Genomic DNA, 17,834 nt, shown 5'->3' with positions numbered 1-17,834 from the left:
GAGTGAGAATATTGCTTAACTTATTCTCAAATTTTGAGTTATGATATACATATAACCTGCGTTATATATCGCAGTACCACACCTGACAGGAGTATGTAATGTCCAAGCAACAGATCGGCGTCGTCGGTATGGCAGTGATGGGGCGCAACCTGGCGCTCAACATCGAAAGCCGTGGTTATACCGTCTCCATCTTCAACCGCTCACGCGAAAAAACTGAAGAAGTTGTTGCCGAGAACCCGGGTAAGAAACTGGTACCTTATTACACGGTGAAAGAGTTCGTCGAGTCTCTTGAAACCCCTCGTCGTATCCTGTTAATGGTGAAAGCGGGTGCTGGCACCGATGCTGCCATCGATTCCCTGAAACCGTATCTGGACAAAGGCGATATCATTATTGATGGTGGTAACACCTTCTTCCAGGACACTATCCGTCGTAACCGCGAACTGTCTGCTGAAGGCTTCAACTTCATCGGTACCGGTGTTTCCGGCGGTGAAGAGGGCGCCCTGAAAGGTCCTTCTATCATGCCTGGCGGGCAGAAAGAGGCCTACGAACTGGTTGCACCTATTTTGACTAAAATTGCAGCGATTGCTGAAGATGGCGAACCGTGCGTAACCTATATCGGTGCCGATGGCGCGGGTCACTATGTGAAGATGGTGCACAACGGTATCGAATACGGCGATATGCAGCTGATTGCTGAAGCCTATTCCCTGCTGAAAGGCGGCCTTAACCTGTCTAACGAAGAGCTGGCAACTACTTTCACCGAGTGGAATGAAGGCGAGTTGAGCAGTTATCTGATCGACATCACCAAAGATATCTTCACCAAGAAAGACGAAGAGGGTAAATACCTTGTTGATGTGATCCTGGACGAAGCGGCGAACAAAGGCACCGGTAAATGGACCAGCCAGAGCTCTCTGGATCTGGGCGAACCGCTGTCGCTGATCACCGAATCCGTATTCGCTCGCTACATCTCTTCTCTGAAAGACCAGCGCGTTGCGGCATCTAAAGTGCTGTCTGGCCCGCAGGCTAAACTGGCTGGTGATAAAGCAGAGTTTGTTGAGAAGGTCCGTCGCGCGCTGTATTTGGGCAAAATCGTCTCTTATGCTCAGGGCTTCTCTCAACTGCGTGCCGCATCTGACGAATACAACTGGGATCTGAACTACGGCGAAATTGCGAAGATCTTCCGCGCGGGCTGCATCATTCGTGCGCAGTTCCTGCAGAAAATCACCGACGCCTATGCTGAAAACAAAGGCATCGCGAACCTGCTGCTGGCTCCGTATTTCAAAAATATCGCTGACGAATATCAGCAAGCGCTACGTGATGTAGTGGCTTATGCTGTGCAGAACGGTATTCCGGTACCGACCTTCTCTGCAGCGATAGCCTACTACGACAGCTACCGCTCTGCGGTACTGCCGGCTAACCTGATCCAGGCCCAGCGCGACTACTTTGGTGCACATACGTATAAACGCACCGATAAAGAAGGCGTGTTCCATACCGAATGGCTGGATTAATCTGATTTAGTCAAATTGTGAATCCAGGCCCGGAGCGCTCCTCCGGGCTTTTTTATTGCCAAAAAATGGGATTCAGTCAGGTCCGATATCCGGTGTTGTAGCAAATCACGATATACTGGCGCGATGCAGAGCCGATGCGCCACGTTGTTGGCAGCGTGTTCACCCTAAAATGTTCAACCGGAAGAAGTTACACAGCGAATGAAGATAACTATCTCAGGAACAGGTTATGTAGGTTTGTCGAACGGTATTCTGATTGCCCAGCACCACGAAGTGGTCGCTCTTGATATCGTTCCGACGAAGGTCGAGATGCTGAATCAGAAAAAATCGCCGATCGTTGATAAGGAGATCGAAGAATATCTGGCGACAAAACAGCTGAATTTCCGTGCAACGACCGATAAGTACGATGCTTACCGTGACGCGGACTACGTTATCATTGCGACACCGACTGATTACGATCCGAAAACTAACTACTTTAACACCTCAAGCGTCGAGTCAGTGATCCGCGATGTGGTCGAAATCAACCCAAATGCGGTGATGGTAATTAAATCAACGATTCCGGTTGGCTTTACGAACTCGATTAAAGAACAGTTAGGTATCGACAATATATTCTTCTCGCCAGAATTCCTGCGTGAAGGTCGTGCGCTATACGACAACCTGCATCCGTCCCGTATCGTTATTGGTGAACGTTCCGAACGAGCCGAGCGTTTTGCCGCGTTGCTGCAGGAAGGTGCGGTTAAAAAAGACATTCCGACGCTGTTTACTGACTCGACTGAAGCCGAAGCCATCAAGTTGTTCGCTAATACTTATCTGGCGTTACGTGTGGCCTACTTTAACGAGCTGGATAGCTATGCAGAAAGTCTTGGCTTGAACTCACGGCAGATTATTGAAGGTGTGTGCCTGGATCCGCGTATCGGTAATCACTACAACAATCCGTCATTCGGCTATGGTGGCTACTGTCTGCCGAAAGATACTAAGCAGTTGCTGGCTAACTACGCGTCTGTACCGAATAACATTATTGGCGCGATTGTTGATGCGAACCGTACGCGTAAGGACTTCATTGCAGATTCTATTCTTGCGCGTAAGCCTAAGGTGGTCGGCGTGTACCGTTTGATCATGAAAAGTGGTTCCGATAATTTTCGGGCATCATCTATTCAGGGCATCATGAAGCGCATTAAAGCCAAGGGTGTGCCCGTTATTATTTATGAACCCGTGATGGAGGAAGATGAGTTTTTCCATTCTCGGGTAGTGCGTGATCTTAATGCGTTCAAAAATGAAGCAGATATCATTATTTCCAACCGCATGACGCCAGAATTAGCTGATGTTGCCGATAAAGTGTATACCCGCGATTTGTTTGGTAGTGATTAATCTCGTCTCCATAAAAAAGGCCTTATAAAAGGCCTTTTATTTTAATCAGGTCAGTAATTAAACTTTGTAGAAATTACGGTACCAGTCAACAAAGTTCTTCACCCCATCTTTTACCGTGGTTTCAGGTTTAAAACCAATTACCTCATACAGTGCTTTAGTGTCTGCGCTGGTTTCCAGTACATCACCTGGCTGTAGTGGTAGCATGTTTTTCTTCGCTTCAATACCCAGAGCATCTTCCAAAGCCTGGATATAGTCCATTAGCTCAACCGGTGAACTATTGCCGATATTGTAGACGCGATAGGGCGCAATGCTGGCTGCTGGCGTGCCTGTTTCAACGGTCCATTGTGTGTCTGCGTGTGGAATGACATCCTGCAGGCGAATGATTGCTTCTGCGATATCATCGATATAGGTAAAGTCACGCTTCATTTTTCCGTAGTTATAGACGTCAATACTTTTCCCTTCCAGCATCGCTTTGGTGAACTTGAACAGCGCCATATCCGGTCGACCCCATGGACCGTACACGGTGAAAAAACGCAACCCAGTGGTGGGCAATCCGTACAGGTGGGAATAAGTATGAGCCATCAGCTCGTTGGCTTTTTTGGTTGCTGCATACAGCGACACGGGATGATCGACGGAATCATCCGTAGAGAAAGGCATTTTGCGATTCAGGCCGTAAACTGAACTGGATGAGGCATAGAGTAAATGCTGAATTTTATTATGGCGACACCCTTCCAGTATGTTCAGAAAGCCTGTGAGATTTGAGTCTGCATAGGCATGCGGGTTTTCGAGTGAATAACGTACGCCAGCCTGTGCGGCAAGATGAATGACACGTTCAAAATGCCCGGATGCGAAGAGTTCAGTCATGCCTTCGCGGTCGGCTAAATCAATTTTATTAAACTGGAAACCAGGCTGCGCAAGTAATTCCAGACGAGCTTGTTTAAGACTGACGTCGTAGTAATCGTTCAGATTATCAATACCGACTACTTGATGGCCAGCCTCAAGGAGGCGTTTGCTAACGTGGAAGCCGATGAAACCAGCGGCACCCGTAACCAGGTATTTCATGTTTATTCCTCTTTTTGGCTAAATAATAGCCAGGCACCAACAGGCGCTACTAAAAAGTGGAATGATACCGTTAGATGGTAAAAAAGCTAATTGTTATATTTTTTACGCTTACCATCTTTACTGGTTAGACGGTAAGTATTCACGACATGAATTCATTAAAATGAATTGTAAAGTGCAACGATTGGCGGGCATGAAATCTGATTATTGCTGTTTTTTTGCTCATGAAAGTGTTCTTTGAGTATTTACACTTTTGTTTAATCGTATTGATTTTCAGTAGTGATTGAAATACCAATCAAAATCCCTCAAACAATTTGATTTTTTTATCATTAATCCTATGGCATTGCCTCAATTTATAGCTAAACTAATCCCAGTTTAAGTCTTTCCTTATCTAGGGTTTCTATGTCTGTAAGTGATAACAACATGTCCGGGAGCAGTCATGATCCGGAACAGATTGATCTGATTGATTTACTGGTACAGTTATGGCGTGGGAAAGTAACAATCGTTATCGCGATTGTTGTTGCCATAGTACTTGCTGTGGGCTATTTGGCAGTTGCTAAGGAGAAATGGACCTCAACAGCCATTATTACTCAACCGGATGTGGGTCAGATAGCCACCTATAACAACGCCCTCAACGTGTTGTATGGTGTCAGCGCCCCTAAGGTTACTGAGTTACAGGCAAACGTGATTGGCCGTTTTAGCACGTCATTTTCTGCATTGGCGGAAACGCTGGATAATCAGGAAAAGCCTGAAAAACTATCGATTGAGCAGTCTGTAAAAGGGCAACCATTACCGTTGGCGGTTTCTTATGTGGGTGGCTCACCTGAAGACGCTCAGCGTCAGCTCGCCGAATACATTCAACAAACAGATGAAAAGGTTGCCCAAGAGCTGGAACTTGACCTGGCTGATAACATCAAACTGCAAACCAGTACTCTTGAAGATTCTCTGAAAACTCAGGAAGTGGTTGCTCAGGAGCAAAAAGATCTGCGAATCAAGCAAATCCAGGAAGCGCTGCGTTATGCAGAACAAGCCGGGGTGATTAAGCCGCAGATTCAGCAAACTCAGGATGTTACGCAGGATAGCATGTTCCTGTTGGGTAGTGATGCCCTGAAGTCCATGATTGAGCACGAATCTACACGTCCTTTGATATTGTCTGATAACTACTTTCAGACTAAGCAAAAGCTGTTGGATATTGTTGGTCTTAAGCTTGAAGGGGCCGAGTTACACGCCTATCGCTATGTGATGAAACCAACGTTACCGATTCGTCGCGACAGTCCGAAAAAAGCGATTACCCTGGTGCTGGCGGTTCTGCTCGGCGGGATGATTGGGGCTGGCGTGGTGCTGGGGCGAAATGCTCTGCGTGGTTACAACGCAAAAGCAGAGTAAACCTGAACCTGACAACAAAAAACCGGGCAGTGCCCGGTTTTTTCATATCTGCTCTGCAACTTACTGATGACGCTTACGTAAATTCTCAATCACCGTCGTCAGGTCGAGTTTCTGATCCTGCAGCAGCACCAGCAGGTGATACATCAGATCAGAGGCTTCATTTGTCAGCTCAAAACGGTCGTTCACCGTCGCAGCCAGCGCGGTTTCTACGCCTTCTTCACCCACTTTCTGTGCGATGCGTTTGGTGCCGCTGGCATACAGTTTCGCGGTGTAAGAACTGGCTGGGTCAGCGGTTTTACGTTCGGCCAGCAGTTGCTCAAGCTGATACAGGAACAGCCACTGGTGGCTGGTGTCGCCAAAGCAGCTTGAGGTGCCTTTATGGCAGGTTGGGCCAATCGGGTTAACCAGCACTAGCAAAGTGTCGTTGTCGCAGTCAGGCGCAATGCTCACCACATTCAGGAAGTGACCTGAGGTCTCTCCTTTGGTCCACAGGCGCTGCTTGGTCCGCGAGAAAAAGGTCACTTTGCCGCTTTCGAGCGTTTTATCCAACGCCTCCGGATTCATATAACCCAGCATCAATACTTCACCGGAAACCGCATGCTGCACGATGACTGGCATCAGCCCGTCGGTTTTTTCCCAGTCCAGCTCACGGCATTGTTGCTTCGTTAACATATCCTGATCTCCACGCCCTGTGTTGCCAGGTACGCTTTTAATTCGCCAATATTGATAATTTGTTTGTGGAAGACGGAGGCGGCAAGCGCGCCGTCAACGTCGGCGTCCCGGAAAGCTTCCAGGAAATGTTCCATAGTGCCCGCGCCGCCGGAGGCAATCAGCGGTACATGGCAGACGTCGCGCACTTTTTTCAACTGTTCCAGGTCATAACCGTTACGTACGCCGTCCTGATTCATCATGTTCAGGACGATTTCGCCCGCGCCGCGTTTTTGGACTTCCTGCACCCAGTCCAGTGTTTCCCACTGCGTGACGCGGGTACGGCTTTCATCCCCGGTATACTGATTAACGTGATATTTGCCGGTTTCGGCGTCATACCAGGTATCAATGCCCACCACGATGCACTGCACGCCAAAGCGATTCGCCAGACGGGTGATAAGTTCCGGTTCGGCCAGCGCCGGGGAGTTGATGGAGATTTTGTCCGCCCCGAAAGAGAGGATACGTGCCGCATCGTCGATGGATTTAATGCCACCGGCAACACAGAACGGAATATCGATCACTTCCGCCACGCGTGATACCCAGCTTTTATCCACTACGCGGCCATCGCTGGAAGCGGTGATATCGTAGAACACCAGTTCATCTGCGCCTTCATCGGCATAGCGTTTTGCCAGTGGGACAATGTCGCCAATAATCTCGTGATTGCGGAACTGAACGCCTTTTACTACCTGCCCATCGCGGACGTCCAGACAAGGAATTATGCGTTTTGCCAGCATTGAATGGCCTCCTCAACGGTGAACTTACCTTCCAGCAGGGCGCGGCCGACGATCACGCCGCGTACGCCGGATCCGCGCAGGGCTGCTACGTCATCAATACCGCCAATACCGCCAGATGACTGAAACGCCACTTGCGGATATTTGGCGCACACTTCTTCATAAAGCGCGACGTTTGAGCCTGCCAGCGTGCCGTCGCGGGAGATATCGGTGCACAGCACGTGCTTCAGGCCGACGGGTAAATAGGTCTCAACCAGTTCTTCCAGTGAAACCCCGGAATCTTCCTGCCAGCCGCTAACCGCTACCTGTTTGTTCCCACGCTCGTCAATACGAACGTCCAGTGCCAGCACCAGCGCGTCGGCACCAAAACGAGCAAACCAGCTCTTGACTTCCTCGGGGGATTTTACCGCCGTCGACCCCACCACCACGCGCGCCACGCCAGCGTCAAGCAGCGCCGCCACGTCTGCTTCCGTACGTACGCCGCCGCCAACCTGTACCGGAACATTGACGCCAGCGACCAGCGTTTTAATCAGCGGGATCTGCCGCTGCGCCGGGTCTTTCGCGCCGGTTAAATCAACCAGGTGCAGTACTTCGGCCCCCTGAGCGGCGTAATCTTGCAAACGGGGGAGCGGATCGTTGCCGTAATCACGTTGCGTTGCGTAATCGCCCTGATGAAGACGCACTACCGTGCCGTCGATTAAATCTAATGCCGGAATAATCATTACATCTCCAGAAAGTTTTTCAGCAACTGCGCCCCAGCCGCGCCCGAACGTTCAGGGTGGAACTGCACGCCAAAGAAATTGTCCTTTTGTACTGCCGCGGTAAACGGTTCGCCGTAATGACACTGGGCGATGGTCCACGGGTTTACCGGCATAGCATAGCTGTGAACAAAGTAGAAATACGCGCCATCTTCAATGCCCTGGAACAGACGATTTCCCGCCTGCGGATAGACGCGATTCCAGCCCATGTGCGGCAGCGGCAGACCGAAATCGGTCATCTTCGGGACATCCTGCTCAATAATGCCCAGCAGGGATACGCCGTTACTCTCTTCGCTGCGACGGCCCAGCAGTTGCATGCCTAAGCAGATCCCCAGCACTGGTTGCGTACAGGCTTTGATCAGCTCAATCAGTTCACGCTCGTGCAACTGGTCCATCGCCGCCTGGGCGGTACCGACGCCCGGCAGAAACAGTTTATCGGCGCGCAGCACTACATCCGGGTCGCGGCTGACAACAGGATCGTATCCATGGCGTGCGACGGCGGATTTTACCGAGTGCAGGTTGGCGCAGCCGGTGTCCAGAATCACCACGTCCATTACAGCACTCCTTTTGAAGAGGGCAGCGTGTTGCCTTCGACGCGAATCGCCTGACGCAGCGTACGGCCAAAGGCTTTAAACAGGCTCTCCACACGGTGGTGGTCATTTTTGCCTTTGGTTTTCAGGTGCAGGGTGACGCCCATGGTGTAAGAGAGTGAGCGGAAGAAGTGTTCGATCATCTCTGTGCTCAGATCGCCAACGCGCTGGTAGGTAAACTCCGCGCGGTATTCCAGGTGCGGGCGGCCGGAGATATCCAGTGCGCAACGCGCCAGGCACTCGTCCATCGGCAGCACAAAACCAAAACGATTGATGCCGCGTTTATCGCCTAATGCCAGCTTTAAAGCTTCACCCAGCGCCAGACCGGTATCTTCAACGGTGTGGTGATCGTCTATATATAGATCGCCCTTGACGGCTATCTCCATGCGAAAACCGCCATGGGTGGCGATTTGATCCAGCATGTGGTCAAAGAATCCCACGCCTGTGTTGATTTTGCTTTGGCCTTCACGGTCCAGCCAGACTTTGACGTCAATCTGCGTTTCTTTAGTATTACGCTCTACGTGTGCGTAGCGGTCACGTTTGGTCAGCTGCTCGCCGATCATCGCCCAGTTCAGGGTGTCGCGATGGTAACGCAATCCGCTAATGCCCATGTTTTCAGCGAGCTGAATATCGGTCGCCCGGTCGCCAATGACGTAGCTATTCGCCATATCCATGGCCTGTTCAACCAGATACTGTTCAACCAGCTTCACTTTTGGCTTACGGCAATCGCACTCGTCCGCTGGCAGGTGCGGGCAAATCAGTACCTCATCAAATGTCACACCCTGAGAGGTGAAAATTTGCATCATCAGGTTATGCGGACCGTCAAAATCAGCCTGTGGGAAACTCTGCGTTCCGAGTCCATCCTGGTTAGTGATCATAACCAGCTTAAAACCTGCTTTTTGCAGTTTCAGCAAAACGGGAACAACTTCCGGCTCGAAGGCGAGTTTGTCAAAGCGATCGACCTGAAAGTCACTCGGCGGTTCGGAAATCAGGGTTCCATCACGGTCAATAAAAAGATACTTCTGGCTCATACTTGCTCCGCACGTAAGGCGTCAATGACGCGCTGGCTCTCTTCACGGGTTCCGACAGTAATTCGCAGGCAGCCGCTTAACGAAGGTTGTTTATTCTGATCTCGTAAGATAATGCCCTGATCCCACAAAGATTTAAATACGCTACTTGATGCGGTGAAGCGCGCCAGAACATAGTTGGTTTCAGAGTCGAAAACCTGTTCTACACAGCGAATCGTTTTCAGGTTATCTACCAGATACTGACGTTCTTCCAGGATCTGCTCTACGCGTTTACGCATGGCGGAAATCCCTTGCGGCGTCAGGGCCTGGGCGGCGATATCTGCTACCGGCGTAGAGAGTGGGTAAGGGGCAATCACCTTTAACAGCAGATTGATAACCTCTGCATTCGCCAGCGTAAACCCGCAGCGTAAACCGGCGAGAGCAAACGCTTTTGACAACGTGCGTAATATCACCAGATGCGGATACTCAGACAGCCAGCCTGCGAGCGTGGCTTGCGGGCAAAACTCAATATAGGCCTCATCAGCGACCACAATAGCTTTACCCTGCGTCATTTCGAGCAGTGAACGCAGATCCTGCGGGTTAATCAACTGGCCGGTTGGGTTATTAGGGCTGCAAACGTAGACCACCTTCACGCCATCAATCTTGTCCGCGATGCCTTGCAAATCCAGCTGCCAGTTATCAAGGGTCGGAACGGTGCGGCATTCGACGCCAATCGTTTCGGCGCTGACGCTGTACATGCCGTAAGTCGGCGGGCAGTAGAGAATGGCATCTTTACCGGGTTCGCAAAACGCGCGCACCAGCAGCTCGATTCCTTCATCTGCGCCGCGGCTGACCAGCACCTGCTCCGGTTTGACGCCAGCATACTGCGCGTAATTCTCAATCACCGCTTTCGGCTGACACTCCGGGTAGCGGTTCAGCGTTTGTTGACTGAGCTGGAACTCCACGGCGGTGGGATATTCATTCGCGTTGAGCCAGACATCGCCGTTACCGCCGAGACGACGGGCAGACTGATAGGGCGTTAATTCGCGAACATTCTTACGGGCTAAATCAGTGACGCTGAGAAAGTTGTCAGTGCTCATGCTTGCTCCTTCAGGGCGTTAACGCGCAGGGTAACGGCATTTTGGTGGGCAGTCAGTCGTTCAGCAGCGGCCAGTATTTCAATGGTTGAGGCCAGGCCAGAGAAACCTTGTGGGGTTAATTCCTGTACAGTCATCCGTTTCTGGAAGTCAGCCAGCCCAAGACTTGAGCAAGTCGCGGTATAGCCGTAGGTCGGAAGAACGTGGTTGGTGCCAGAAGCATAGTCGCCTGCGGATTCCGGCGACCAGTCGCCGAGGAACACCGAACCGGCGCTGGTGATCTCATCAACCAGTTCACGTGCGTTGCGGGTCTGAATAATCAGGTGTTCCGGACCGTAGGCGTTAGAAATGGCCACGCACTGCGCCAGATCTTTGGCGATAATCAGCCGACTGGCACTGAGTGCCTGGCGGGCGGTCTCAGCGCGGGAAAGCTCAGCGAGCTGGCGTTCAACGGCTTTGGCAACGCCTTCGGCAAGCGTAGCGTCTGGCGTCAGTAGGATTACCTGCGAGTCGGGGCCGTGTTCTGCCTGAGAAAGCAGGTCAGAGGCAACAAAGTCCGGCGTCGCGCCGCTGTCGGCGATAACCAGCACTTCGGACGGACCAGCAGGCATGTCGATGGCCGCGCCGTCAAGACGCTGGCTGACCTGACGTTTGGCTTCGGTCACATACGCATTGCCCGGCCCGAAGATTTTATCGACCTTAGGAATAGATTCGGTGCCCAGCGCCAGCGCGGCAATAGCCTGAGCGCCGCCCACATTAAACACCTCTTTTACACCACACAGTTGCGCGGCGTAGAGAATTTCATCGGCAATCGGCGGCGGTGAGCACAGCACCACTTTTTTGCAGCCGGCGATACGCGCCGGGGTCGCCAGCATTAATACGGTAGAGAGCAGCGGCGCTGAACCTCCTGGAATATACAGGCCCACGGAAGCGATAGGGCGGGTAACCTGCTGGCAGCGCACACCCGGCTGAGTTTCGATATCCACCGGTGGCAGGATCTGCGCGGTGTGGAAAGTATCAATATTACGCACCGCCACCTGCATAGCTTGTTTCAGTTCGTCGCTCAGGCGACTACTGGCTTGCTGGATTTCTTCCTCGGTGACGCGCAGCGCGCCGACCTCGGTTTTATCAAACTTCGCGCTGTATTCACGCAGCGCCCGGTCGCCGTTATTTTTGACGTTCTCAAGGATCTCGGCCACCGTACGGCTGATGCTTTCCGAGGCGGAAATAGCCGGGCGCATCAGCAGTTCGCGTTGCTGCTCGGGGCTACAGCTATTCCAGTCAATCAGGGTATTGAAGCTCATGGCTATCACTCCATCATCTTCTCAATTGGCAGCACCAGAATTGAGCTGGCACCGAGCGCTTTCAGTTTTTCCATTGTTTCCCAGAACAGGGTTTCGCTGCTGACCATGTGCATGGCAACACGCTGCTGGTCGCCGGCCAGCGGCAGAATGGTCGGACGCTCAGCGCCAGGCAGCAGGGCGATAACTTCGTCCAGACGCTCGCTCGGCGCGTGCATCATAATGTATTTGGATTCACGAGCCTGAATAACGCCCTGAATACGGGTCAGCAATATGTCGATCAGTTGTTGCTTGGCGTCGGCCATTTCGCCGTCGCGCTGAATCAGGCAGGCTTTAGAGCGGTAAATGACTTCCACTTCACGCAGACCGTTGGCTTCGAGCGTTGCGCCGGTGGACACCAGATCACAAATCGCGTCGGCCAGACCCGCACGGGGAGCGACTTCTACAGAGCCGTTTAACAGACAGGATTTAAACGACACCCCTTTCTGATCGAGATAGCGTTTGAGCAGGTGTGGGTAAGAGGTAGCGATACGCTTACCGTTCAGCGCTGCCGGGCCATCCCAGGCTTCATCAACCGGGGTAGCCAGCGAGAGACGGCAGCCGCCGAAGTCCAGACGGCGCAGGGTAAAATAGCGAGGGTCTTCACCCTGTGCGCGGCGGTTGAGCAGTTCCTCTTCGAGAACGTTTTCCCCGATGATGCCGAGGTCAACAACGCCATCCATCACCAGACCCGGGATATCGTCATCACGTACGCGCAGAATATCGATAGGCATATTCTCTGCCATTGCAATCAGGCGCTGGGTGTGAAGATTAATTTTAATGCCGCAACGGGCCAGCAATTCGCGTGAATCATCGCTTAAACGGCCAGATTTCTGCATAGCTATGCGTAAACGGGTGTTGTCTAACATTCTTTATTCCTCGTTATCCTGTCTGAATCAGTTTGGGTCACGCACAAAAAAAAGCCCCCGGAAGAAATCTTCCGGGGGCTTTCTCATACGCTCATGCACCGCTGGAAGATTTAAATGTCTCCCAGCACACATCGCCTGAAAGACTAGTCAGGATGATGGTGATGATGGTGTTTGAATTGAGCGCGTGTCATAAATTTTCTCGATGAATGTTTATTCATTTGATGTCTTTTAACCTAAACCACTTTAGCTACGGAAAGCAAGGGCTTTTTTTGATCATTAATTCATTTCATATTGATACTATGAATTGTCAGCCACCCTGGGCTGGCGTAGCCTTGCGTTATAGGCCAAAAGTCAGGAGAGAAGGCATGAAAAAGGTCGCAATTGTCGGATTAGGTTGGTTAGGCATGCCGTTAGCCATGTCGCTGGCGGCGAGAGGCTGGCAGGTTACCGGCAGCAAAACCACATTGGATGGGGTGGAAGCGGCCCGCATGAGCGGTATCGAGAGTTACTCGCTGCGCCTGGAACCTGAACTGGTCTGTGAGGCTGACGATCTCGACGCACTGATGGACGCCGATGCGTTGGTTATTACGCTGCCTGCACGCCGTAGCGGTCCTGGGGAAGCATTTTACCTGCAGGCAATGCAGGAACTGGTCGACAGCGCGCTGGCGTATCGGATCCCTCGGATTATTTTTACCAGTTCGACGTCAGTCTATGGTGACGTTCAAGGAACAGTGAAAGAGGGGACGCCGCGTAATCCGGTCACGGCAAGTGGTCGTGTTCTGAAAGAACTTGAAGACTGGTTGCACAATTTACCTGGCACGTCGGTGGATATTTTGCGTCTGGCCGGGTTAGTTGGTCCGGGAAGACATCCTGGTCGCTTCTTTGCCGGCAAGACGGCGCCAGACGGACATCATGGTGTCAATCTGGTGCATCTGGACGATGTGGTTTCTGCCATCACGTTACTGCTGCAAGCGCCTAAAGGGGGACACATCTATAATATATGTGCGCCTATGCATCCGGCGCGTAACGTGTTCTATCCGCAGATGGCCCGCCAGTTGGGGATGGAGCCGCCGGAATTTCGCGACGGTACGGATAACGGTAAAGGTAAAGTCATTGATGGCAACCGTATTTGTAATGAGCTTGGGTTTGAGTACCAGTATCCTGATCCGCTGGTGATGCCGATGGAGTGACAAGCCAGCAGAGTGCCGCTGTATACCGCCAGGGGGCGAGTATGAAACCACTGCTGGACGTTCTTATCATCCTCGATGCCTTAGAAAAAGAGGGCAGTTTCGCGGCGGCGTCGGCAAAATTGTTTAAGACGCCGTCTGCGCTTAGCTACACCGTCCATAAGCTGGAAAGCGATCTTAATATTCAGCTACTCGATCGCAGCGGGCACCGGGCTAAGTTCACCCGCACCGGACAGATGCTGCTGGAAAAGGGGCGGGAGGTGCTGCATACCGTTCGTGAACTCGAAAAGCAGGCTATTAAACTACACGAAGGCTGGGAGAATGAGCTGGTTATTGGCGTAGATGATACGTTTCCCTTTTCACTGCTGGCCCCACTCATCGAGTCTTTCTATCAACACCACAGCGTGACGCGTCTGAAATTTATCAATGGCGTGCTGGGCGGCTCATGGGATGCCCTCACTCAGGGCCGGGCGGATATTATTGTCGGTGCCATGCATGAACCCCCTGCAGCGAGCGAATTTGGCTTTGCACGGCTGGGGGTTCTGGAACAGGTGTTTGTGGTTGCGCCGCATCACCCGCTGGCGCAGGAACAAGAACCGTTAAATCGTCGCACTATTCGCCGTTTTCGCGCCATTGTAGTGGGCGACAATGCGCAGCATGCCAATGTCTCAGGTTCTCAGGTGCTTGACGATCAGGAAGCCATTACCGTTTTTGACTTCAAAACCAAGCTGGAACTACAAATCAGCGGCCTGGGATGTGGCTATATTCCGCGCTATCTGGCGCAGCGATTTCTGGAGAGCGGCGCACTGATTGAGAAAAAAGTGGTCGCGCAAATTGTCCTTGAACCCGTGTGGATAGGCTGGAATGAACAGACTGCCGGGTTGGCCAGTGCCTGGTGGCGGGATGAAATTTTAGCAAATAGTGCTATTGCGGGGGTGTATGTTAAAACGGCTGCTGACAAATCAATCAGTTAAGAAAAAATATTCTTTTGTGGCCACTTCAATCTCTTGTTATTTCTCCCCAATTTAGTGCAAAATACGCCGCTTGCAAAAAATGACATTAACCGACGTTTTAATACGCGTCGGTTATTTTTTTGCATCAAACCAATCATTCATAAAAGAGGCCGGGCTTCGTACCGGATAGATACTTACTTAAAAATCGACAGTTGTTGTCGCTGAGGATTAACAAAAAATGGGGCAATTTTTTGCTTACGCGACGGTTTTCGCCGTAATGGGGGATAACCATGTCGCATAACGCTACTCCAAACACCTCTCGCGTGGAATTACGTAAAACGCTTACGCTGGTTCCGGTTGTCATGATGGGCCTTGCCTATATGCAGCCGATGACGCTGTTCGATACATTCGGTATCGTATCAGGAATGACCGATGGTCACGTCCCGACAGCTTACGCCTTTGCACTGATCGCCATCCTTTTTACCGCACTGAGCTACGGTAAACTGGTACGCCGCTATCCGTCTGCAGGCTCTGCCTACACTTACGCCCAGAAATCCATTAGCCCGACAGTTGGCTTTATGGTGGGTTGGTCATCGCTGCTGGACTACCTGTTCGCCCCGATGATCAACATTCTGTTGGCGAAAATTTATTTTGAAGCGCTGGTGCCCTCGATTCCATCGTGGATGTTCGTGGTGGCGCTGGTGGCCTTTATGACCGCCTTCAACCTTCGCAGCCTCAAATCCGTTGCGAATTTCAACACCGTGATCGTGTTGTTGCAGGTGGTGCTGATTGCGGTGATCCTCGGCATGGTCGTTTATGGCGTGTTCGAAGGGGAAGGTGCCGGTACGCTGGCGAGCAGTCGCCCATTCTGGTCCGGTGATGCGCACGTGATCCCGATGATCACCGGCGCGACCATCCTGTGCTTCTCGTTCACCGGTTTTGACGGTATCAGCAACCTGTCAGAAGAAACCAAAGACGCTGAGCGCGTGATCCCGCGTGCGATTTTCCTGACTGCGCTGATTGGTGGCCTGATCTTTATTGTCTCCACTTATCTGCTGCAGTTGTACTTCCCGGATATTTCGCGCTTTAAGGATCCAGATGCTTCGCAGCCGGAAATCATGCTGTATGTTGCCGGTAAGTTCTTCCAGGTCGGCGCGCTGATTTTCTCTACCATTACCGTACTGGCGTCCGGTATGGCGGCGCATGCAGGCGTTGCGCGTCTGATGTACGTGATGGGGCGTGACGGCGTATTCCCGAAAAGCTTCTTCGGTTATGTACACCCGAAATGGCGTACTCCGTCCATGAACATCATTCTGGTTGGGGCGATTGCTCTGTTGGCAATCAACTTCGACCTGGTGATGGCGACGGCGCTGATTAACTTTGGTGCGTTGGTGGCGTTTACCTTCGTTAACCTGTCGGTAATCTCCCAGTTCTGGATCCGTGAGAAGCGTAACAAGACGCTGAAAGATCACTTCCAGTACCTGTTCTTGCCAATGTGCGGTGCGCTGACCGTTGGCGCGCTGTGGGTGAACCTGGAAGAAAGCTCAATGGTTCTGGGCCTGATCTGGGCGGGTATCGGTCTGATCTACCTGGCTTGCGTGACCAAAAGCTTCCGCAACCCGGTCCCGCAGTACGACGAAGATATCGCGTAATCACTGCGTTTAGCTGAAAAAAACGGAGACATGTTCTCCGTTTTTTTATACGTGGGATTTATACAATCTCTTCGGCATACTGCCAGAGTGATTTCAGCAGCATCAACTTTTCTTTGTTATCCGCATATTGCTGGCTCAATAGCTGCAATTCATTGGCGTAATTTTGCAAAAACTCCGGTGTGAATACCTGGCGACGATGGTCCAGCCAGCGCTGCTGTTCAGCTTCGTCCAGCGTTCCCGGGAAGTTACGTGCACGGTAATTAAACAACAGTTTTTCAATGCGCTTATCGACAAAGGAGATATCCAGCGCCGGTAAATTGCGTGGTTCGGTTTCCAGAACGATTTTCATCGCCGCACGGTCAGCATCGCTGAAAAAGCCGTTGTACAGTTGGGCATCCACGTTATCTGATGGAGTAAAGGGTTCCGCATCGGCAAAGATCGCGACCACTTTGTCGCGTATCTGCGGGTTTTCGCGCAGAACTTTGAGATTATCCAGACAATGCTGGCGGTTAATGCCAAGACGGTCGGCATCTTCCGGACGCAGGGTATTCGCCTGTGCCAGTACCGGGCATTTGTTGATGTGCACCAATTTAACCGGTACGGCCGGGTTATCACCCAGATCCGCTTTAGACGTGTAGAGCCGCTCGCGCAGGGCGTCGCTGTCGAGTTCGAGCAGCGGCGAAATATCACCAGCTAAGTCGACCATAATAACCGCGTTACGATTCTCCGGATGCCACGCCAATGGCGCCACCCAACTGGTGTTACCGCGCCATGCGCCGAACATACCAGTGACATGGACCAGAGGTTTCATTTGCGGGACATCAACCAACGCGGCCAGCTTGTGCTTATTACGATGGCTGTAGAGATAATCAAACAGACGCGGCTGACGTGACTTCACTAATTGCGCCATTGCGATCGTGGCGTATACGTCCGCCATCGCATCGTGAGCATTGGCATGCTCAATACCGTTGGCTTTAGTCAAATGCTCCAGGCGGAAGCTGGGTAAGCCGTCGTCGTTTTCCGGCCAGTTAATGCCTTCAGGGCGCAGGGCATAGCAGGCGCGCATCACATCCAGCAGATCCCAACGCGAATTATCGTTCTGCCAACTCCAGGCATAGGGATCGTAGAAATTGCGATACAGGATGTTGCGCGTCACCTCATCATCGAAGCGCACGTTGTTATAGCCCAGGATACAGGTTTTCGGCACGGTGAATAGGGCGTGGATGCGCGCAGCAAAAGCGGCTTCATTCTCTCCCTTTTCACGTGCTTCCTGCGGTGTGATACCCGTAATCAACACCGCCTCAGGCTGCGGCAAATAATCGTCCGCGGGTTTGCAATAAAAGACTTCTGGTTCACCGATGATGTTGAAATCATTATCTGTGCGGATAGCCGCAAATTGCGCGGGTCTGTCCAGCGCCGGATGGGTACCAAAGGTCTCATAATCGTGGAAGAGAAAACCAGGTTGCTGCTTGCCGTCATTCATTGTTCAGTTATGTCCGGGATCAATTTAGCGCTCCTCCAAGAATACCAAAAAATAGTGAGATAATCAGCTATGGTATTATCGAAGCTGGATTGTGTACGCAATAAAGTTGAGATAAACAGGACTTTTATAGAATTAATAAATAAA

Annotated in this window: 17 protein-coding genes, 1 pseudogene and 1 other annotated feature; of the genes and pseudogenes, 7 read left to right on the top strand and 11 right to left on the bottom strand. The window is 51.7% G+C overall.

Going from position 1 to position 17,834, the window contains the following annotated elements:
• Nucleotides 1–98: 98 nt before the first annotated feature.
• Both gndA and ugd read left to right on the top strand, forming a co-directional pair.
• Nucleotides 99–1,505, top strand: a complete 1,407-nt coding sequence (gene gndA, locus E6P06_RS18280; RefSeq protein WP_049014392.1) for an NADP-dependent phosphogluconate dehydrogenase — start codon at nucleotides 99–101, stop codon at nucleotides 1,503–1,505.
• A gap of 198 nt (nucleotides 1,506–1,703) precedes the next feature.
• Complete coding sequence (gene ugd, locus E6P06_RS18275; RefSeq protein WP_139935529.1) at nucleotides 1,704–2,870, top strand: UDP-glucose 6-dehydrogenase; 1,167 nt, start codon at nucleotides 1,704–1,706, stop codon at nucleotides 2,868–2,870.
• 57 nt (nucleotides 2,871–2,927) lie between these two features.
• Here ugd and E6P06_RS18270 read toward each other — a convergent pair whose 3' ends face one another.
• Entirely contained in the window at nucleotides 2,928–3,932 is a 1,005-nt protein-coding gene (locus tag E6P06_RS18270) for an NAD-dependent epimerase (protein WP_048217350.1), read from the bottom strand.
• A 399-nt stretch (nucleotides 3,933–4,331) separates the two neighbouring features.
• Here E6P06_RS18270 and wzzB point away from each other — a divergent pair, with 399 nt between their 5' ends.
• Nucleotides 4,332–5,315, top strand: a complete 984-nt coding sequence (gene wzzB / locus E6P06_RS18260) for an LPS O-antigen chain length determinant protein WzzB (protein ID WP_139935528.1) — start codon at nucleotides 4,332–4,334, stop codon at nucleotides 5,313–5,315.
• 60 nt (nucleotides 5,316–5,375) lie between these two features.
• On the opposite strand, the gene hisIE is transcribed toward wzzB, so the two are convergent.
• From hisIE to hisL, 9 genes are all read right to left on the bottom strand, one after another.
• Nucleotides 5,376–5,987: a bifunctional phosphoribosyl-AMP cyclohydrolase/phosphoribosyl-ATP diphosphatase HisIE gene (gene hisIE / locus E6P06_RS18255; protein ID WP_044701940.1), complete on the bottom strand. Its 612-nt coding sequence runs from the start codon at nucleotides 5,985–5,987 to the stop codon at nucleotides 5,376–5,378.
• On the bottom strand, nucleotides 5,981–6,757 hold the full coding sequence (hisF, locus tag E6P06_RS18250; RefSeq protein ID WP_114680409.1) for an imidazole glycerol phosphate synthase subunit HisF: 777 nt from the start codon (nucleotides 6,755–6,757) through the stop codon (nucleotides 5,981–5,983). The genes hisIE and hisF overlap by 7 nt, the downstream gene beginning before the upstream one ends.
• On the bottom strand, nucleotides 6,739–7,476 hold the full coding sequence (gene hisA / locus E6P06_RS18245) for a 1-(5-phosphoribosyl)-5-[(5-phosphoribosylamino)methylideneamino]imidazole-4-carboxamide isomerase (protein ID WP_139935527.1): 738 nt from the start codon (nucleotides 7,474–7,476) through the stop codon (nucleotides 6,739–6,741). The genes hisF and hisA overlap by 19 nt, the downstream gene beginning before the upstream one ends.
• Nucleotides 7,476–8,066: an imidazole glycerol phosphate synthase subunit HisH gene (gene hisH, locus E6P06_RS18240; RefSeq protein WP_003844282.1), complete on the bottom strand. Its 591-nt coding sequence runs from the start codon at nucleotides 8,064–8,066 to the stop codon at nucleotides 7,476–7,478. The genes hisA and hisH overlap by 1 nt, the downstream gene beginning before the upstream one ends.
• Nucleotides 8,066–9,133 (bottom strand): bifunctional histidinol-phosphatase/imidazoleglycerol-phosphate dehydratase HisB, encoded by a 1,068-nt coding sequence (gene hisB / locus E6P06_RS18235; protein WP_139935526.1) that lies wholly within the window; start codon nucleotides 9,131–9,133, stop codon nucleotides 8,066–8,068. The genes hisH and hisB overlap by 1 nt, the downstream gene beginning before the upstream one ends.
• Nucleotides 9,130–10,209, bottom strand: a complete 1,080-nt coding sequence (gene hisC / locus E6P06_RS18230; protein ID WP_016150588.1) for a histidinol-phosphate transaminase — start codon at nucleotides 10,207–10,209, stop codon at nucleotides 9,130–9,132. The genes hisB and hisC overlap by 4 nt, the downstream gene beginning before the upstream one ends.
• The gene (gene hisD, locus E6P06_RS18225) at nucleotides 10,206–11,510 is read right to left on the bottom strand and encodes a histidinol dehydrogenase (protein WP_139935525.1); all 1,305 of its coding nucleotides are present in this window, start codon (nucleotides 11,508–11,510) and stop codon (nucleotides 10,206–10,208) included. The genes hisC and hisD overlap by 4 nt, the downstream gene beginning before the upstream one ends.
• Nucleotides 11,511–11,515: 5 nt before the next feature.
• The gene (gene hisG, locus E6P06_RS18220) at nucleotides 11,516–12,415 is read right to left on the bottom strand and encodes an ATP phosphoribosyltransferase (RefSeq protein WP_139935524.1); all 900 of its coding nucleotides are present in this window, start codon (nucleotides 12,413–12,415) and stop codon (nucleotides 11,516–11,518) included.
• A gap of 45 nt (nucleotides 12,416–12,460) precedes the next feature.
• Nucleotides 12,461–12,583, bottom strand: a sequence feature (His leader region).
• Nucleotides 12,559–12,606, bottom strand: coding sequence for a his operon leader peptide (gene hisL / locus E6P06_RS18215; protein ID WP_100250077.1), 48 nt, complete (start codon nucleotides 12,604–12,606; stop codon nucleotides 12,559–12,561). It overlaps the preceding feature by 25 nt.
• Before the next feature lie 174 nt (nucleotides 12,607–12,780).
• On the opposite strand from hisL, the gene E6P06_RS18210 reads away from it, so the two are divergent.
• From E6P06_RS18210 to plaP, 4 genes and pseudogenes are all read left to right on the top strand, one after another.
• On the top strand, nucleotides 12,781–13,605 hold the full coding sequence (locus E6P06_RS18210) for an SDR family oxidoreductase (RefSeq protein WP_003030163.1): 825 nt from the start codon (nucleotides 12,781–12,783) through the stop codon (nucleotides 13,603–13,605).
• Between the two features lie 41 nt (nucleotides 13,606–13,646).
• A pseudogene (locus E6P06_RS18205) lies at nucleotides 13,647–14,631 on the top strand (LysR family transcriptional regulator).
• Nucleotides 14,632–14,793: 162 nt separating this feature from the next.
• On the top strand, nucleotides 14,794–14,856 hold the full coding sequence (gene yoeI / locus E6P06_RS28265; protein WP_099045591.1) for a membrane protein YoeI: 63 nt from the start codon (nucleotides 14,794–14,796) through the stop codon (nucleotides 14,854–14,856).
• Nucleotides 14,846–16,207 (top strand): putrescine/proton symporter PlaP, encoded by a 1,362-nt coding sequence (gene plaP / locus E6P06_RS18195; RefSeq protein WP_003030167.1) that lies wholly within the window; start codon nucleotides 14,846–14,848, stop codon nucleotides 16,205–16,207. The genes yoeI and plaP overlap by 11 nt, the downstream gene beginning before the upstream one ends.
• 58 nt (nucleotides 16,208–16,265) lie before the next feature.
• Here the strand turns inward: plaP and sbcB are convergent, their stop codons facing one another.
• Entirely contained in the window at nucleotides 16,266–17,690 is a 1,425-nt protein-coding gene (gene sbcB, locus E6P06_RS18190) for an exodeoxyribonuclease I (protein ID WP_139935523.1), read from the bottom strand.
• Nucleotides 17,691–17,834: the final 144 nt, after the last annotated feature.

It is taken from the genome of Citrobacter sp. CF971, from assembly GCF_006385635.1.
GTDB classification, from domain to species: Bacteria; Pseudomonadota; Gammaproteobacteria; order Enterobacterales; family Enterobacteriaceae; genus Citrobacter; species Citrobacter freundii.
Note: the sequence above shows the minus strand (reverse complement) of the source record. Positions and strands in the feature narration are given on the sequence as shown.